The organism is Rhodococcus sp. IEGM 1306 (assembly GCF_036541985.1).
Classification (GTDB): Bacteria; Actinomycetota; Actinomycetes; order Mycobacteriales; family Mycobacteriaceae; genus Rhodococcus_F; species Rhodococcus_F qingshengii.
Map to the genome: position 1 here is coordinate 23,078 of NZ_JAZHFF010000017.1, position 18,291 is coordinate 41,368.

An 18,291-nucleotide genomic window follows, 5' to 3' on the forward strand; every position below is an offset into this window, starting at 1 on the left:
GGGCATACGGTGGGCATCGCTTGGTCTGTGTCAGACTTCAAGTGAGCTGATGCAGATCCGCAGCAGACGAACATGCCTACCGAGAGGAATAACCCGGCGATGGAGCTTGGAAGCCTGAAGTTTCGCGTTTCCCGGGAAGAGTTCGCTGATTCAGTAGCGTGGGTTGCTCGTAGCCTGCCCTCGAGGCCGCCCGTGCCGGTTCTCGGCGGAGTTCTTCTCGACGCAACCGAAGCCGGCCTCACCGTTTCCGGGTTCGACTACGAGGTATCCGCGCAGGTCCGCGTCTCGGCAGATGTCACAACTGCAGGTCAGGCACTCGTCTCCGGTCGCCTCCTCGCAGATATCACCAAGTCGCTTCCCAACAAGCCGGTCGATGTGACCCTCGAGGGCACTCGCGTGCTCATCTCGTGCGGAAGCGCCAAGTTCTCCCTGCCCACGATGCCGGTCGAGGACTACCCCCAGCTTCCGACGCTTCCGCAGCAGTCCGGGTCCATTCCCGTCGACCTGTTCTCCGAAGCCATCAGCCAGGTAGCTGTTGCAGCCGGCAAGGACGACACCCTTCCGATGCTCACGGGTATCCGTGTCGAGATCGAACAGAATTCGATCGTCCTCGCCGCTACCGACCGCTTCCGTCTCGCCGTACGTGAACTCGAGTGGACTCCGGCCAATCCCGACGTCCAGGCTGCTGTTCTCATCCCGGCCAAGACTTTGTCCGAGTCCGCGAAAACGCTTGCCGGCAATGCAAATTCGCCGGTCGAGTTGGCTCTCGGCTCCGGTACGACCATCGGAAACGACGGACTCCTCGGCATCGTCAACGACGGACGCCGCACCACGACGCGCCTCCTCGACGCCGAGTTCCCGAAGTTCCGTCAGTTGCTGCCTGCTCAGCACACCGCGATGGCAACGGTCGAGGTCACGCCTCTCATCGAAGCCATCAAGCGTGTAGCACTCGTCGCCGAGCGTGGCGCACAGGTTCGCATGCAGTTCTCCGCTGACGGCCTGCTCCTCTCTGCGGGTGGCGACGACGCCGGCCGCGCGGAAGAGACGCTCAACGCGTCGTTCCAGGGCGAAGCACTCACCATTGCGTTCAACCCCGGTTACCTGATCGACGGGTTGAACTCGCTTCACAGCGAAAACGTTCTGTTCGGCTTCACCACTCCCAGCCGTCCGGCTGTTCTTCGCCCCGCGGCCGAGGAAGAGCCCACGGCAGACGAGTCCGGTAACTTCGCTGCGCCCTCGAGCGAGTACACGTACCTGCTGATGCCGGTTCGCCTTCCGGGCTGAGTGGAACCCCGCACTTCAGTTCGCGCCTGACCAGGGAGAACAGTATGAAGATCGGACTCGTAGGTCTCGGCAAGATGGGCTTCAACATGCGTGAGCGCTTGCGCGCGCATGGCCTCGAGGTGATCGGATACGACCCTCGACCGGAAGTCACCGATGTCGGGTCACTTGCCGAACTCGCTGCTTCCCTCGAGGGACCTCGAGTCGTCTGGGTGATGGTTCCGGCCGGTGAAATCACCCAGAGCACCATTGCCGAACTGGCGGATGCCCTCGAGGGCGGTGATCTGGTCATCGACGGTGGGAACTCGCGTTACACCGACGACGCTGTCCATGCCGAGCTTCTGGGCGCCCGTGGGATCGGTTTCCTCGACTGCGGTGTCTCCGGTGGCATCTGGGGCCGTGAGAACGGCTACGGCCTGATGGTGGGCGGATCCGAGCCTGACGTCGAGAAGGCAATGCCGATCTTCGACGCCCTTCGCCCCGACGGTGAGGCTGCAGACGGCTTTGTCCACGCCGGTCCCGTCGGTGCTGGTCATTACGCGAAGATGGTGCACAACGGCATCGAATACGGCCTGATGCAGGCGTATGCCGAGGGGTACGAGCTCCTCGAGGCGGAAAGCCTGATCGCGGACGTTCCCGGCGTGCTCCGAGCTTGGTCGAAGGGGACCGTCGTACGTTCGTGGTTGCTCGATCTGCTTGTCGACGCCCTCGAGGAAGATCCGGAGCTTGCGCAGATCACGGGCTATACCGAGGATTCCGGCGAGGGCCGCTGGACGGTCGAGGAAGCTATCAAGCACGCTGTGCCCGCTCCCGTCATCTCCGCTGCTCTGTTCGCGAGATTTGCTTCACGACAGGATGATTCACCGGCCATGAAGGCTGTGTCCGCCTTGCGCAATCAGTTCGGCGGTCACGCGGTCAAGAGCGCTTCGCCCAAGAATTCGGCTTCTGGAAGCTAAGTGTTCGTTCGTAGATTTTCGCTGCGGGACTTCCGATCCTGGGATTCGCTGACGCTTGACCTCACACCGGGAACAACCGTTTTCCTCGGTTCGAACGGGCACGGTAAAACCAACGTCCTCGAGTCACTCGGGTATCTGTCGACGCTGTCGTCTCATCGAGTGTCCACGGACGCACCGATGATCCGCAGCGGTTCCGCCAGTGCTTTTGCCGGTGCAACGGTGGTCAACAACGGACGCGAACTGACCATCGACGTCGAACTGATCGAGGGAAAGTCCAACCGCGCCAGGATAAATCAGTCTCCGACGCGTCGCCCACGCGAAGTGTTGGGGATTTTGCAGTCGGTGATGTTCGCGCCGGAAGATCTGTCGTTGGTTCGCGGAGATCCTGGCGATCGTCGACGCTATCTCGACGAGTTGTTGACGTCCCGGATACCCCGAATGGCTGCTGTCCGTGCGGATTACGACAAAGTTCTGCGTCAGCGCTCAGCCCTACTCAAAACTGCCGGTGCGGCTTTGCGTCGCGGTTCTCGTGGTGGCGAGTCCGACAACGTCCTCTCCACCCTCGAGGTGTGGGACGGGCATCTGGCCGCTCACGGCGCACAATTGTTGGCCGGGCGCCTCGAGTTGGTCCATGATCTGGCGCCGCATCTGGCGGAGTCGTATCGTTCCATCGCACCCGAATCTCGGCCGGCGTCGATTCGATACAAGAGCAGTCTGGGGTCCTCGTTGGATCCCGAATTCACCGACCCTGCAAGGATTTCCGGTATCGACGACGTTGCGTACCTCGAGGAGAGATTCCATCTCGAGTTGGCACAGATGAGGTCGAAGGAAATCGATCGCGGAGTGTGTCTGGTCGGTCCGCATCGGGACGATCTGGAGCTGATTCTCGGTGACAGCCCGGCGAAAGGCTTTGCAAGCCATGGTGAATCGTGGTCTTTTGCGCTTTCGCTGCGGCTGGCAGGTTTTGCCCTGTTGCGCGCCGACGGCAGCGACCCGGTCCTGATGCTCGACGATGTCTTCGCGGAATTGGACCGTCGTCGGCGTCGTGCGCTCGCCACCGTTGCAGCCACCGCCGAACAGGTGCTGATCACGGCCGCCGTTCCCGAGGATGTACCGGACGAACTCGAGGCGGCCAAGTTCGGCGTCGAAGCCTCCGATACCGGAGACGGTCGGATATCCCGGATAGTGCCCGTAGGCTCGGCAGATCAGGAGGTCGAGTTCGATGACTGAAGACAGCAGCGCGGCCCCGGAGCCCGAGCTCAAGGGGATCGATCTGGCGCGCCGTGCCCTCGAGGAGGCACGCGCGACAGCCAAAGCCAACGGTAAGGCCGTCGGGCAGGGGCGCTCGTCGCCCAAATACGGAAGTGGCCGACCGCGTCGACGCAGCGGTTGGTCCGGCCCCGGCCCGGATGCGCGGGACCCTCAGCCGTTCGGCGCTCTCACCAGCGCTATCTCTAAATCGCGTGGGTGGTCCCCCAAGGTGTCCGAGGGCACGGTCCTCGGTCGGTGGCCGCAGGTCGTCGGAGAAGACATCTCCGCGCACGCCGAGCCGATCTCTCTGAAAGAAGGTGTTCTCAGCATCTCCGCCGAGTCGACGGCGTGGGCTACCCAGTTGCGCATGATGCAGTCCCAGATTCTGGCCAAGATCGCTGCTGCCGTCGGTGACGGCGTCGTGAAGACACTGCGGATCACCGGTCCGAGTGCGCCTAGCTGGCGCAAGGGAGAAAGGCATGTGAAAGGCCGCGGACCTCGCGATACGTACGGCTGAGGAAAACTCAACCAGGCCCTGGTTCTACCTATTACTTCGTGTTACAGTTAAAACTCGCTAGTGAGTGAATTGTGTCACAAGGCTGTCGTTCCCCACCGATCGGCAGGCATGAAGGAGTAGCTAGATGTCGCAGAAGATATCGACACCCGCTTCGTCGTTCGCCGAGCCGGATCACATCCTGTTGCAGGCTCGCAATGTCGAGTTCGACTGGTCCGATCTGCCCATGCACTGGATTCCGGGCGATCCGTTCAGCACACACGTTCTCAACGTGCTTCACCTTCTCCTCCCCGCCGGTGAGGAATGGTTTGTCGAGACCTTCAAGGAAGCTCTTCCTCTGATCGAGGACGAGAAACTCCGTGAAGACGTCGTCGGATTCATCGGCCAAGAGGCGATGCACTCCAACGCGCACTCGGGTGTCCTGGTCCATCTCAAGGAAAACGGCCTCGATCCGACGCCGTACACCCAGCAGATGGAGTGGGCATTCTCGAAGCTGCTCGGACCGCGTCCGATGACGGGTCTGCGTGCCGAGAATCACCTGGTGGAGCGCTTGGCGATCATCGCGGCCATCGAACACATCACGGCTTTTCTCGGCGACTGGGTGCTCAACGCCAAGGGACTGGACAAAGCCGGCATGCACCCGACCATGCTTGATCTCCTTCGCTGGCACGGCGCCGAAGAAGTCGAACACCGCGCCGTCGCGTACGACGTGATGCGCTACTTCGACAAGCGTGAGACCCGCCGGATCCGTACCCAGATCCTCGTCACGCCCGCAATCGTGTGGCTGTGGATTCGTGGTACCCGGTTCTTGATGCGCAACGATCCCGAGCTTGCCGCTCAGGCTCCCAGCCGTCGACGCCCCCACCTGTCCGATTTCATCGCGGCCGGTAAGCGAGGCACAGTTCCCACGTCGTTCGAGCTGGTCAAGCGGATGTCGACCTACTTCAGCAAGTCCTATCACCCCAGTAACGAGGGCTCGACCGCCCAGGCGGTGCAATACCTCGCGTCGTCACCCGCAGCCCAGGCGGCCGCACGGTGATTTCACTCTCGAGGGTCAAGGACGTCATCTCCGGGCACGACGGGTTGCCGCGGTTTCCGGCGCCACCCGATCTGTCCGGCAAGAACCGTCCCGACCGCGCCATGCGCATCACGGAGTTGTTGGCGGACAAGTACCTTCGGGTGTTGACGGCCTACGACTACAACCCCGAGATCGCGGGCCACAACCCCGACACGGCCATGAACATGGTGGTCAGCACACGTGAGGTGGTGGCGACTGACGAGAACGTCGTTCGCCTGCGCTTCGAATCCGCCGACGGCTCACCGATTCCGCCGTGGCATCCGGGTTCGCACCTGGACTTCCATCTACCTTCGGGTCTGCGGCGTCAGTATTCGCTGTGCGGCGACCCGGCCGATCGCACGGGATACAGCGTCGCGGTGCGCCGGATCCCCGACGGCGGTGGCGGTTCCATCGAGATGCACGCTCTCCAGCCCGGTGAGCACGTCACGGTACGCGGACCACGCAACGGCTTCCCGTTTGTCGGAGAAGGCAGCGCGTTGTTCGTCGCCGGCGGCATCGGTATCACGCCGATCATCGCAATGGTCCGTGCGGCAAGAGAATTGGGGATGGACTGGTACTTCGTGTACTCGGGCCGCTCCCGTGAATCCATGCCGTTCCTCGACGAGATCGCAACCTGGGATCCCGAGCGTGTCTTCGTGCGCCCGGACGACGAGTTCGGATTGCCCACCACCACAGACCTTCTCGGACGAGCGCCGGTCGGCGGCGCCGTGTACTGCTGTGGCCCGACGCCGATGCTCGATGCCGTCCGCCGCGGTTTCCGCGATACACCCTCCACCGCTTTGCATTTCGAGCGGTTCGGGGCTCCGCCGGTGATCGACGGCAAGGAATTCGAAGTGCAGCTTGTCAATTCGGGACAGGTGCTCACCGTGCCCGCCGACGAGTCCGCGCTCGACGTCATCAAGAAGACATTGCCCGGTGTCGGGTACTCGTGTCAGCAGGGTTTCTGCGGAACCTGTCGTGTGAAGGTACTCGCGGGTAAACCCGATCACCGCGAAAGGCGTCTGACCGACACCGAACAGGAAACGGAGATGCTCATCTGCGTATCCCGTTCCGACGGTGGACGTCTCGTTCTCGATCTCTAGATATTTCCCGACTCCGAAGGGTTCGACAATGTCGAAGCACTCTCCTGTCCATGCCGTGACCGCGCGTCGCGTGACCAACGGTTCCGTCAGCCTGGCCGTGTTCGAGCAGGGCAAGGCAGACGGCGAGACCATCGTCCTGGTGCATGGTTGGCCCGACACCCATGAATTGTGGAACCGCATCGTGCCTTTGCTGGCAGACGACTTCCGCGTCGTCAGCTACGACAGCCGCGGGGCCGGTGAGAGCACAATCCCCTCGAGGGTGCAGGACTACCAACTGAGCGCACTGGCCGGCGATCTTTTTGCCGTCATCGACGCGGTCAGCCCGGGCAAGCCGGTGCACGTCCTCGCGCACGACTGGGGATCCGTCGAAACGTGGGAAGCGGTCTGCGAGCCGGGTGCCGAAGAGAAGATCGCGTCGTTCTCGTCCATCTCGGGCCCCAATCTCGATCATCTCGGCATGTGGATCCGGGCGAGCGCGTCCAAGCGTCGTTTCCTCGGCCCGGCGGCGCAGGGAATTGCGTCGGCCTACACCGTTCTGTTCCAGATTCCCGGCCTGTGCACCCTTCCGTTGCGTCTGTGGTTCTCCAAGCACTGGCCGGCATTTCTGGGCTTCTTCGACGGTCTGGACCCCCGTGTGGTCAACACCGCGCCCACCATCGCCGACGACATGGTGAACGGACTCAAGCTTTATCGCGCGAACATCCGGCCGTCTCTCGGCAAGCCGCGGGATCGGTACACGGACGTGCCTGTTCAGCTCATTCTGAACAAGTACGACAAAGCCGTTCGTCCGGTGGGATACGAAGACACCGAAAAATGGGTCTCCGACCTGCAGCGACGCGAAATTGCCGCGGGACACTGGTCGCCGTTTTCACATCCGGGCGAAGTTGCCGAACATGCGCGGGCATTTATCGCGAGCCTGAGAGAGCGTCGCTCGGAGAAGCAAAGTTCCTAGCGTTTCACCTTCCGGGGATCGTAAAAATTCGTCTGCGGCGCAGCCAGGGGTGTCATTGGCCGCTTCTAGTCGGTGCTTACCAGTAAGATGGTCAACGGTAACTAGCGGCAACATTCTCGAACCCGCTCCGACGACACCCGCAAGGGCTTGCTGACGGCTGCGCTCGAGTATTGACGGAGAAGGAGAGCTACCCACCCGTGGCTGCCCAGAAGTCAGATACAAGCACTTCCAGCAAGGACTACAACGCGTCGTCCATCACCGTCCTCGAAGGACTCGAGGCGGTACGTAAGCGTCCAGGCATGTACATCGGTTCCACCGGTGAACGCGGCCTGCACCACCTCATTTGGGAGGTCGTCGACAACTCGGTCGACGAGGCGATGGCCGGACACGCCACCAAGGTCGAGGTCACCCTCCTCGAAGACGGCGGAATCCGCGTCATCGACGACGGCCGTGGCATCCCGGTCGGCATGCACGCCTCCGGAGTTCCCACCGTCGAGGTCGTGCTGACCCAGCTGCACGCCGGCGGCAAGTTCGACTCCGACTCCTACGCCGTCTCCGGTGGTCTGCACGGCGTCGGTATCTCGGTGGTCAACGCGCTCTCCACCCGGCTCGACGTCGACATCAAGGTCGACGGCTACCGGTGGCAGCAGACGTACACCGATTCCAAGCCGGGAGAGCTCGTACAGGGCGACCCGACGAAGGAGACCGGCACCACCGTCAGTTTCTGGGCCGATCCCGAGATCTTCGAGACCACCCGCTACAACTTCGAGACCGTTGCGCGTCGTCTGCAGGAAATGGCCTTCCTCAACAAGGGCCTGACCATCACGCTGACCGACGAGCGCGCCGAGGTCATCGACGACGAAGCTGCCGAGGTGGCCGAGGCTCCCAAGTCTGCTGCCGAAGAAGCCGAAGAAGCTGCTCAGGCAGCGCCGCGTAAGTCCAAGACCCGTATCTACCACTACCCCGGTGGACTCGAGGACTACGTCCGGCACATCAACAAGAGCAAGACCCCGATCCACAACTCGGTCGTCGGATTCACCGCCAAGGGCACCGGCCACGAGCTCGAGGTCGCAATGCAGTGGAACTCCGGCTACTCGGAGTCGGTGCACACCTTCGCCAACACGATCAACACCCACGAGGGTGGTACCCACGAAGAGGGCTTCCGCGCCGCACTGACCGCAACGGTCAACAAGTACGCGCTCGAAAAGAAGCTGCTCAAGGACAAAGATCCCAAGCTCACCGGTGACGACATCCGTGAAGGACTTGCGGCCATCATCTCGGTGAAGGTCGGTGAACCCCAGTTCGAGGGTCAGACCAAGACCAAGCTCGGCAATACCGAGGTCAAGTCCTTCGTGCAGAAGGCGTGCAACGAGCACCTCGCGCACTGGTTCGAGGCGAACCCGGCCGACGCGAAAACCATTGTGAACAAGGCTGTTTCGTCGGCGCAGGCCCGCGTCGCCGCACGTAAGGCGCGTGAGCTGGTCCGTCGTAAGAGCGCGACCGACCTCGGTGGCCTGCCAGGCAAGCTCGCCGATTGCCGCTCCAACGATCCGGAGAAGTCCGAGATCTACATCGTGGAGGGCGACTCCGCAGGCGGCTCGGCCAAGTCCGGCCGAGACTCGATGTACCAGGCGATCCTCCCGCTTCGCGGAAAGATCATCAACGTCGAGAAGGCGCGTATCGATCGCGTCCTCAAGAACACCGAAGTCCAGTCGATCATCACCGCGTTCGGCACGGGCATCCACGACGAGTTCGACATCGCCAAGCTGCGCTATCACAAGATCGTGCTCATGGCCGACGCCGACGTCGACGGTCAGCACATCGCAACGCTGCTGCTCACGCTGCTGTTCCGCTTCATGCGGCCGCTCGTCGAGCACGGCAAGGTCTACCTCGCGCAGCCGCCGCTGTACAAGCTCAAGTGGCAGAAGGGTGCGCAGCCGGAATTCGCGTACTCCGACCGCGAGCGCGACGCGATGGTCAAGGCCGGCCTCGAGTCCGGCAAGAAGATCAACAAGGACGACGGCATCCAGCGCTACAAAGGCCTCGGCGAGATGAACGCCAAGGAGCTGTGGGAAACCACGATGGACCCGACGGTGCGCGTTCTGCGTCTCGTCACGCTCGACGACGCGGCTGCTGCCGACGAGCTGTTCAGCGTGCTGATGGGCGAAGACGTCGAAGCACGACGCAGCTTCATCACCCGCAATGCCCGGGACGTTCGTTTCCTCGACGTGTAGGCCTGCGGCCCTGTGAGCGGTTGAGGAGTCCCCGGACTCCTTTTCCGCGCACAGGGGCTTGCCCCCTCTTTTAAGAAAGTGAGCTCATGACCGACACCACGTTGCCACCGGACGGTCCGCAACACGACCGGATCGAACCGGTCGACATCCAGCAGGAAATGCAGAACAGCTACATCGACTACGCCATGAGCGTCATCGTCGGTCGCGCTCTGCCGGATGTCCGCGACGGACTCAAGCCGGTGCACCGCCGCGTGCTCTACGCGATGTACGACAACGGATATCGCCCCGACCGCGGATACGTGAAGTCTGCCCGACCGGTCGCCGAGACCATGGGTAACTACCACCCCCACGGCGACTCCTCGATCTACGACACGTTGGTCCGTATGGCCCAGCCGTGGTCGCTGCGTTACCCGCTCGTCGACGGTCAGGGAAACTTCGGATCCCGCGGCAACGACGGCGCAGCCGCCATGCGTTACACCGAGTGCAGGCTCACGCCGCTCGCGATGGAAATGCTGCGCGAAATCGACCACGAGACAGTCGATTTCACCCCGAACTACGACGGCAAGACGCAGGAACCGACGGTTCTGCCCAGCCGTATCCCGAACCTGCTGATCAACGGTTCCAACGGCATCGCCGTCGGTATGGCCACCAACATTCCGCCGCACAACCTGCGTGAAGTTGCCGAGGCCATCTACTGGGCGCTCGACAACTTCGAAGCGGACGAGGAAGCCACCCTCGCGGCCGTCATGGAGCGCATCAAGGGACCCGACTTCCCCACGCACGGGCTCATCGTCGGTGGACAGGGCATCCAGGACGCCTACACCACCGGCCGTGGCTCCGTTCGTATGCGCGGCGTCGTCGAGATCGAAGAAGATGCCAAGGGCCGCACCACGATCGTCATCACCGAGCTGCCCTACCAGGTCAACCCGGACAACCTGATCACCTCCATCGCGGAGCAGGTTCGTGACGCCAAGATCGGTGGCATCTCCGACATCCACGACGAGTCCTCGGACCGCGTCGGCATGCGCATCGTCGTCACCGTCAAGCGTGACGCCGTTGCCAAGGTCGTGCTGAACAACCTTTACAAGCACACCCAGCTGCAGACCAGCTTCGGCTGCAACATGCTCTCCATCGTCGACGGAGTGCCGCGCACGCTGCGCCTCGACCAGATGATCCGTCTGTACACGGCGCATCAGCTCGAGGTCATCGTTCGTCGTACCAGGTACCTGCTTCGCAAGGCACAGGAGCGCGCCCACATCCTGCGCGGTCTGGTCAAGGCCCTCGACGCTCTGGACGAGGTCATCGCCTTGATCCGTGCGTCGCAGACCGTCGACATCGCTCGCGCCGGATTGATGGAACTCCTCGACGTCGACGAGATCCAGGCCGACGCCATCCTCGGCATGCAGCTGCGTCGTCTGGCCGCCCTCGAGCGTCAGAAGATCGTCGACGAGTTGGCCGAGATCGAACTCGAAATCGCGGACCTCGAAGACATTCTGGCTCGCCCGGAGCGTCAGCGCGCGATCGTTCGTGACGAGCTCAAGGAAATCGTCGACAAGTACGGCGACGACCGTCGTACCCGCATCATCGCCGCCGACGGAGACGTCAACGACGAGGATCTGATCGCCCGCGAAGACGTCGTCGTCACGATCACCGAGACCGGTTACGCCAAGCGCACCAAGACCGACCTGTACCGCTCGCAGAAGCGCGGCGGCAAGGGTGTTCAGGGTGCCGGCCTCAAGCAGGACGACATCGTCTCGCACTTCTTCGTCACGTCGACGCACGACTGGCTGCTGTTCTTCACCACGAAGGGCCGCGTCTACCGCGCCAAGGCTTACGAACTGCCCGAGGCGAGCCGTACCGCTCGCGGTCAGCACGTTGCCAACCTGCTGGCCTTCCAGCCGGACGAGCGCATTCAGTCCGTCATCCAGATCAAGACGTACGAAGACGCGCCCTACCTGGTGCTCGCCACTCGCAACGGTCTGGTCAAGAAGTCCAAGCTCACCGACTTCGACTCCAACCGCAGCGGTGGCATCGTCGCCATCAACCTGCGCGGTGAAGACGAACTGGTCGGCGCTGTCCTCTGCTCCGCCGAAGACGACCTCCTTCTCGTCTCGGCACAGGGCCAGTCGATCCGCTTCTCGGCCACCGACGAGGCACTGCGTCCGATGGGCCGCGCCACTTCCGGTGTCCAGGGCATGCGTTTCAACGGTGACGACGAGCTGCTCTCGCTCAACGTCGTTCGTGAAGGAACGTTCCTCCTGGTCGCCACCTCGGGCGGTTACTCCAAGCGAACCGGCATGGAGGATTACCCGGTGCAGGGTCGCGGCGGCAAGGGCGTGCTCACGATTCAGTACGACAAGAAACGTGGCACTCTGGTCGGTGCGCTCATCGTCGACGACGACGACGAGCTGTACGCGATCACCTCGGGCGGCGGCGTCATCAGGACGGCTGCCAAGCAGGTTCGTAAGGCGGGACGCCAGACCAAGGGCGTGCGTCTGATGAACCTCGGCGAAGGCGACACACTGCTCGCGATTGCGCGCAACGCCGACGAGCCCGAAGAGCTCGCTGCAGAGACCACCGACAACGCAGACAATGCCGATGGAGCTAAGGAGTCCTAGTGAGCACTCCCAACCAGCCGGGCAGTGACCAGAAGAGCGAAAGCACTTCAGGTTCGACGCCACCGAAGCCGGAGCAGGCAACTGCTCCGGCGGGGCCGCAGACCTCGAAACCTGCAGCTCCAGCGGACGGCGGACCCAAAGCTTCCGAGGCAGCTCCGGCGCCCAAGGCACCGGAGCCGCCTCGCGGCCCGTCGGCTCAGAAGCCGGCGGGTGGGGCTTCCGACGCCGCGGGTGCGGCCAAGGGTCAAGCTCCTTCCGCTCCTTCAGTGGCTCCGGCTGCGCCGGTAACTCCGGCAAAGGGTGACGGTCAGGCTCCGCCGCAACCGGTTGCCAATCAGGCTCGTGGCAGCCAGGCGCCGCCGTGGCAACGCGGACCCCAGCCGTCGGGTCAGCCGCAGGGGCAGCGAGCTCAGAACCCCGCTGCTCAGAACCCGGCGTCCAAAGCCCCGGCGTCGAAGACTCAGCCACCGCAGAATCAGGCGCCGCAAAGTCAGCCGCAGACCAACATCACGCGCCCAGCCGGCGCTGGTGCTCCTGCGGGTCGACCGGCAGCTCCTGCCGGGGGTAAGCCGCCTGCGGGTCCGCAGCGTCCTGCAGCGGCCGGCCCGGCGCAGGGTGGTCCGGCGCAGGGTGGTCCGGCCAAAAACCCCGCGCAGGGTGGTGCGCCGAAGGGACAGCCGCAATCGGGTCGCCCCGCTGCCGGTGCACCGACGGGTCGTCCTGCCGGCAACCCGTCGGCACGTCCCGTCGTGACGGGAACGGCGGCTGCCGCAGCTACCGGTGGCGTCGCCGGCGCGGCAGCAGCCAAGGCTGTTACACCCTCGGGCGCAAATCCCAAGGCTGGAAACGCCACGGTCGCCAATCCCACGGTCGCTAATCCGAAAGCAAAAGCCGCCGCGATCGACGGGCCGACTCGGCACATCGATCGCAAGGATCTACCGAAGGACATGCCTGACCTCTCCGAGGCCAAGCATCCGTTGCCTGCTGCGGTGAAGGGTGAGAAAACTCACGCCGTATCGGCCTCGGTCGTGGACGGTGCGCCGCTGCGCGCAACGGTCCAGATCCGTCGTATCGACCCGTGGTCCACGCTCAAGATCACATCCGTGATCTCGGTGTCGCTGTTCTTCGTGTGGATGGTGGCCGTCGGACTGCTCTACGTGGTTCTCGACGGCATGGGCGTCTGGGATCGCCTGAACAACGCGTTCACCGACATCGTTGCCGACGGCGGCTCCGACGGTCTGGTGACGGCCGGCCAGGTGTTCGGCTACGCCGCACTGATCGGTATCGCGAACATGGTGCTTTTCACGGCACTCGTCACGATCGGATCGTTCATCTACAACCTCTGCAGCGACCTGGTTGGCGGCGTCGAGGTAACTCTCGCCGACCGCGACTGACCTGCGAAAACATTGCTCCGCCGGGCCCGTTTTGGTGTCAGCGGCCCGGTGGGGTAATCTTTGGAATCGGTTCAGGGGCCTATAGCTCAGGTGGTTAGAGCGCTTTACTGATAATGAAGAGGTCGGAGGTTCAAGTCCTCCTAGGCCCACTCCCATGTGCCGAAGAAGGGTTGCTGGAATGAAGGTTTTCCTGCTTGTCGGGGCCGGAATTCTGGTAGCTCTCGGGGTCACCAAGCTGATCAAAAGTCAGCGCGGAGACAAGGTTTGGCACGATTTGGAAACAGGATAGAACCTAGGTACTCTGACTCCGGTCAGAAAACCGAACGGGGCCTTAGCTCAGTTGGTAGAGCGCTGCCTTTGCAAGGCAGATGTCAGGAGTTCGAATCTCCTAGGCTCCACAGTAAGAAAACACCCTCCCGGGATCCGGGAGGGTGTTTTTGTATGCCGATGTACCCGATCTCTGCTCGCCCCGGCCGGTGCCCGACTCGTGGCCTCCCCTTCTTGAGCGAACGGTACTTTCGGCGCACTGAAGGCGATGAACATGCCGTTCGCTCGGAGTGGGGTGGCCAGAACCGCGCCAACTATGGACCGTTCGTCCCGAATTCTCCGGAAAGTCTAGTGGTCATAACCAGCCGGGCGTAGTTTGAGGAGAACCCAATTTCAGGAGGTTCGTAGTGCTTCACAACGACATTCCCAGCCACGGTGAAATTGCCGCACTCGCGGAGGTGGAGGGGCCCACCTGCATCACCATCGTTACTCCGACTGAAGATGCGCCGCAGGATTACGACAAAGCGCGCATAGCCTTCAAGGACCAGGTCCGCTCGGCACTCGCATCGGTGGAGGATCCGGCCGAGCGCAAGCAGTTCGAGGCCGAATACGCAGAACTCGACGACGACGACGATTTCTGGCGCTTCCAGTCGCGCTCATTGGTCACGTACGCGACGCCGGACCGTCTGGTGACCTTCCGCCTCCCCAACCGTCTGCAGGCGCTCGAAACGGTCAGCGATCGGTTTCATCTCAAGCCACTGCTCCGTTCGGTGACGTTCCCCCAGACGGCGTTTGTTCTCGCTCTGGCAGAGGGTTCGGTGCGACTGATCGAGATCGCCGCCGATCAACCGGCCGACGAGGTTCGTGTTCAGGGAATGCCGAAGAACGCTGCGGATCACGCGGGCAAGTCGTCGATCAACAGTCGCACCGAGGCGGGTCGGCTCTAGGGTTCGGACAGCCGAAAGCTGCGCGTCAATCAGTACGCCCGCGCAGTCGATCACGAGGTCCGCGGTGTGCTCGCCGGCCGTGACGTCCCCTTGATTCTGGCCGCTGCGGAACCCATCGCGTCGGTGTATCGCTCCGTGAATTCGTACCGCCACCTGGTCGACAAAACCGTCGAGGGAAACCCCGAAGCCTTGTCGACGCAGGAAGTGGCGGACGGTTCGCGTCCGGCGCTCGACGACTTCCATGCCGAGCAGCTGGCGGCGGTGCGGGACACCTTCAATGTGCGCACGGAACAAGGTCGCACTCAAACCGACGTCGCCGACGTGGCAACAGCCGCGACGTACGGACAGGTCGACACCGTTTTCATCGACATCGATTCCGTCGTACCCGGAAGTCTCGATCCCCAGACGGGCGCTCTCACGACCGGTGAGTCGACCAACGGAAGCACCTACGGGGTCGTCGACGAGATCGCTCGTCGTGCGCTCCTGACGGGTGCGCGGGTGCTCGCTGTTCGCGCGGAGGACATTCCGGGCGGCGGCGCAGTTGCCGCGATTTTGCGCTTCGCCCCGTAAACAGACTGGACGCGTGTGCGCTTCGTGACCTGATTCGGGCACGGGGCGCATACGATTCCGGCATGAAACGTGTGTGGGAACGGCTGCGCCTCTACTGCAAGACGCTGCACCCGGTCGGGCTTGCCTTTGCTCTGGTCTTCTTCACCTGGTCGATGAGTCCGTCCCTGTTGCCGCGCGCGTGGTACCTGCAGGGCGTTGCGACGGGCATCTCGCTCGCGATGGGATACGGCGTCGGCGTGACGGTCGCCTGGATGATCCGCAAGTGCGGCGTCGAACCGCAGTGGTCGGATCGCACCAAGAAGATCGGCTGGCGAATCCTGTTGGTCGCGGCCGTCATTCTGGTGCCGACGTTCTTGGTCCTCGGTTCGTGGTGGCAGCAGATCGTTCGCGATCTCGTGGAAGCTCCACGCACCAATCAAGCGAATTATCTTCTGGTGCTGATGATTTCGCTCGGAATCTGGTTCATCCTGCTCGAGGCAGGCCGTGGTCTTCGGTTCACCACCAACAAGCTCACCGCCGTCGCACTACGGTTCGTTCCCCTCGAGGCGGCGAAGGTCGGCAGCTTGATCGTCATCTTCGCCCTCGGCATCTTCATCGTGAACGGTGCGCTGTACAACGGGCTGATCGCCTTCGCGAACTGGAGTTTCTCCGGTGCGGATCACGAAACACCGGACGGCATCGAACAGCCCATGATTGCAGAGCGCAGCGGTTCGCCGATGTCCGCCGAGGCTTGGGATTCTCTCGGCCAGGAGGGGCGCACCTTCATGGGTAGCGGTCCCACCGCAGCCGAGATCTCTGCATTGACCGGACGTGAAGCGAAGCAACCGATCCGGGTGTATGCCGGACGTGAATCCTCGGACTCGATCAACGGTGTCGCACAGCGGGTCGTCGACGAGTTGGAGCGCACCGGCGGATTCGACCGCGGAACTCTCGCAGTTGTCACGACCACCGGTCGCGGTTGGGTGAACGAGGACGTCGCGTCGGCGTTCGAGTACGTCGAGGGCGGGGACACGGCGATCGCGTCGATGCAGTACTCGTTCCTTCCGAGTCCGTTGGCCTTCATCGCCGACCGTGAGACGCCGATGATCGCCGGCCGCGCGCTGTTCAACGCGGTCTACGCCAAGTGGATCGACTTGCCCGTTGAGACGCGACCCGAACTGGTTGTCTTCGGTGAGAGCCTCGGCTCCTACGGTGGCCAGGCCGCATTCGCCGGCGCCCAGGACATGATGACGCGCGTCGACGGCGCACTGTGGGTCGGAACCCCCAACTTCACTGCTCAGTGGCAGGAAATCACGGACAGTCGTGACTCGGGCTCACCGGAGATTCTGCCGGTGATCGACGGCGGCCAGGCAATTCGGTTTGCCGGTGATCCGGAAGATCTGGAGCTGAAGTCGGACTGGGACGACGATCGCATCGTGTACTGGCAGCACGCCAGCGACCCGATCACGTGGTGGTCCTTCGACCTGCTGCTCAACAAGCCGGATTGGCTCAAGGAACCGCTGGGTCGCGACGTGGATCCGGGAATGACGTGGGTTCCTCTCGTGACCTTCTGGCAGGTAACCCTCGACATGGTCTTCTCGGCTGACGTCCCGTCCGGGCACGGTCACAATTACGGCGAGGATGCAGCGGACATGTGGGCCAAGATCCTGCACCCCGAGGCCTGGACCTCGGCTGATACCGACAAGCTTCGTGCGCTGCTGACCACCAATCTGGAGCCCACGAAGTAGTCGTAAACGGTTGTAATTCAGCCTGTTAAGGCGAAAACCTCACGAAAAAGTGTTACGTGAGGTATGTGTTACTCTGCGTTCGCTGTGTGCCAAGCCACAGCGCAAGCGAACGTGGGGAGATCGAAACGTGAAGAGCAGAGCATGGTGGGCGGCAGGGGTCTCCGTCGCGGCACTGGTCATGGGTGCTGTGACGGCCCCTGCCGCAACGGCGGGGCCGGCGGATTTCTACACGCCGCCGGTCGAGCTTCCGGCAGGTGCCAACGGAGATCTCATCAAGAGTGAGCCGTCACCACTGCTGCTGAGCGTGCCCGGATCGAACGGTGCGTGGCCGGCAACCGCCACCAAGATCATGTACCGAAGCGAGGACGCCAAGGGCGCCCCCGTTGCCGTGACGGGCACCTATCTCGAACCGTCGAACCCGTGGACCGGGCAGGGGGCGCGTCCACTGGTTGCCGCAGCGGTAGGAACGCATGGGCAGGGCGATCAATGCGCACCATCCAAGCTGTTCAACACCGGTATCGAGTACCAGTTCCCGACGGACGTCATGGTCGGCTACGAGTCCATCTGGGTGAACACGTTGCTGCTCAACGGCATTGCCGTCGTTGTCACCGATTACGAGGGCCTCGGAACTCCGGGCGATCACACCTACGTCAACCGTGAAGCCGAAGCGCACGCGGTTCTGGACTCGGTGCGAGCCGCTCAGCAACTCCCGAACACGAGCATTTCCGCCGACGGCCCCGTCGGACTGTGGGGTTACTCGCAAGGTGGTGGAGCTGCCGCTGCCGCAACGGAATTGAAGCCGTCGTACGCTCCGGAGCTTGATCTCAAGGGCACGTATGCAGGTGCACCGCCCGCCGATCTGGCGGCGACGCTGCAGCAGGTCGACGGCACGTTCCTCACCGGAGTGATCGGCTACGCGCTCAACGGGATCCTTGCGCAGTACCCCGAGGTTCAGCCGCTGCTCGACGCCGAGATCAACGATCGCGGCCGACAGATGTTGGCCGCCACCAAGAACCAGTGCGTCGCGGAAAGTGGATTGCAGTTCGGCTTCCAGCAGTCGTCGAGCTTCACCAATTCCGGTGAATCACTCTCCGCAGTTCTGGCGCGTCTACCCATGGCGCAGGCAATCCTCGACGAGCAGAAGATCGGCAAGCTGACGCCGGAGTCGCCCGTGCTCATTCAGCATGGCCGCTCCGACGACATCGTTCCGTTCGGCCAGGGACAGCAACTGGCGCGAGACTGGTGCGGCAAGGGCGCGACGGTGCAGTTCTCCGTCAACGAACTGCCCCCGATCATTCCGGGACTGGCAATCAATCATGCGACGCCGTACCTGGTGGGTACCCCCGAATCCATCGGATACATGATCGATCGCTTCAACAACGTCCCGGCACCGTCCAACTGCTGAACGTGAACATCGAAA

12 protein-coding genes, 2 tRNA genes and 1 pseudogene are annotated in these 18,291 nt (G+C 62.9%); all 15 read left to right on the forward strand.

Annotated elements, in window-relative coordinates; translation table 11 throughout:
• Positions 1–99: 99 nt before the first annotated feature.
• Positions 100–1,284 (forward strand): DNA polymerase III subunit beta, encoded by a 1,185-nt coding sequence (gene dnaN, locus V3587_RS28610; RefSeq protein ID WP_007729165.1) that lies wholly within the window; start codon positions 100–102, stop codon positions 1,282–1,284.
• A 44-nt stretch (positions 1,285–1,328) separates the two neighbouring features.
• A complete protein-coding gene (gene gnd / locus V3587_RS28615; RefSeq protein ID WP_047272670.1) occupies positions 1,329–2,237 on the forward strand; it encodes a phosphogluconate dehydrogenase (NAD(+)-dependent, decarboxylating) in 909 nt (302 codons plus the stop codon).
• A complete protein-coding gene (recF, locus tag V3587_RS28620) occupies positions 2,238–3,467 on the forward strand; it encodes a DNA replication/repair protein RecF (RefSeq protein ID WP_007729171.1) in 1,230 nt (409 codons plus the stop codon).
• Complete coding sequence (locus V3587_RS28625) at positions 3,460–4,005, forward strand: DUF721 family protein (protein WP_003942471.1); 546 nt, start codon at positions 3,460–3,462, stop codon at positions 4,003–4,005. The genes recF and V3587_RS28625 overlap by 8 nt, the downstream gene beginning before the upstream one ends.
• A 124-nt stretch (positions 4,006–4,129) precedes the next feature.
• On the forward strand, positions 4,130–5,041 hold the full coding sequence (locus V3587_RS28630; RefSeq protein WP_007729174.1) for a metal-dependent hydrolase: 912 nt from the start codon (positions 4,130–4,132) through the stop codon (positions 5,039–5,041).
• Positions 5,041–6,162, forward strand: coding sequence for a PDR/VanB family oxidoreductase (locus V3587_RS28635; protein ID WP_039973074.1), 1,122 nt, complete (start codon positions 5,041–5,043; stop codon positions 6,160–6,162). The genes V3587_RS28630 and V3587_RS28635 overlap by 1 nt, the downstream gene beginning before the upstream one ends.
• A gap of 28 nt (positions 6,163–6,190) precedes the next feature.
• Complete coding sequence (locus V3587_RS28640) at positions 6,191–7,114, forward strand: alpha/beta fold hydrolase (protein ID WP_047272671.1); 924 nt, start codon at positions 6,191–6,193, stop codon at positions 7,112–7,114.
• Between the two features lie 197 nt (positions 7,115–7,311).
• Entirely contained in the window at positions 7,312–9,348 is a 2,037-nt protein-coding gene (gene gyrB, locus V3587_RS28645; RefSeq protein ID WP_003942515.1) for a DNA topoisomerase (ATP-hydrolyzing) subunit B, read from the forward strand.
• Positions 9,349–9,434: 86 nt separating this feature from the next.
• Positions 9,435–11,966, forward strand: coding sequence for a DNA gyrase subunit A (gyrA, locus tag V3587_RS28650; RefSeq protein WP_047272672.1), 2,532 nt, complete (start codon positions 9,435–9,437; stop codon positions 11,964–11,966).
• Positions 11,966–13,360, forward strand: a complete 1,395-nt coding sequence (locus V3587_RS28655; RefSeq protein WP_283377574.1) for a DUF3566 domain-containing protein — start codon at positions 11,966–11,968, stop codon at positions 13,358–13,360. Before gyrA ends, V3587_RS28655 begins: the two co-directional genes overlap by 1 nt.
• 75 nt (positions 13,361–13,435) lie before the next feature.
• Positions 13,436–13,509 (forward strand) — tRNA-Ile (locus tag V3587_RS28660).
• A gap of 176 nt (positions 13,510–13,685) precedes the next feature.
• Positions 13,686–13,758 (forward strand) — tRNA-Ala (locus tag V3587_RS28665).
• Positions 13,759–14,397: 639 nt separating this feature from the next.
• Positions 14,398–15,144 (forward strand): annotated as a pseudogene (locus V3587_RS28670) (baeRF11 domain-containing protein).
• Between the two features lie 62 nt (positions 15,145–15,206).
• The gene (locus tag V3587_RS28675) at positions 15,207–16,871 is read left to right on the forward strand and encodes an alpha/beta hydrolase (RefSeq protein ID WP_007729186.1); all 1,665 of its coding nucleotides are present in this window, start codon (positions 15,207–15,209) and stop codon (positions 16,869–16,871) included.
• A 127-nt stretch (positions 16,872–16,998) separates the two neighbouring features.
• Positions 16,999–18,276 (forward strand): lipase family protein, encoded by a 1,278-nt coding sequence (locus V3587_RS28680; RefSeq protein ID WP_283377575.1) that lies wholly within the window; start codon positions 16,999–17,001, stop codon positions 18,274–18,276.
• The last annotated feature ends 15 nt before the right edge of the window (positions 18,277–18,291 follow it).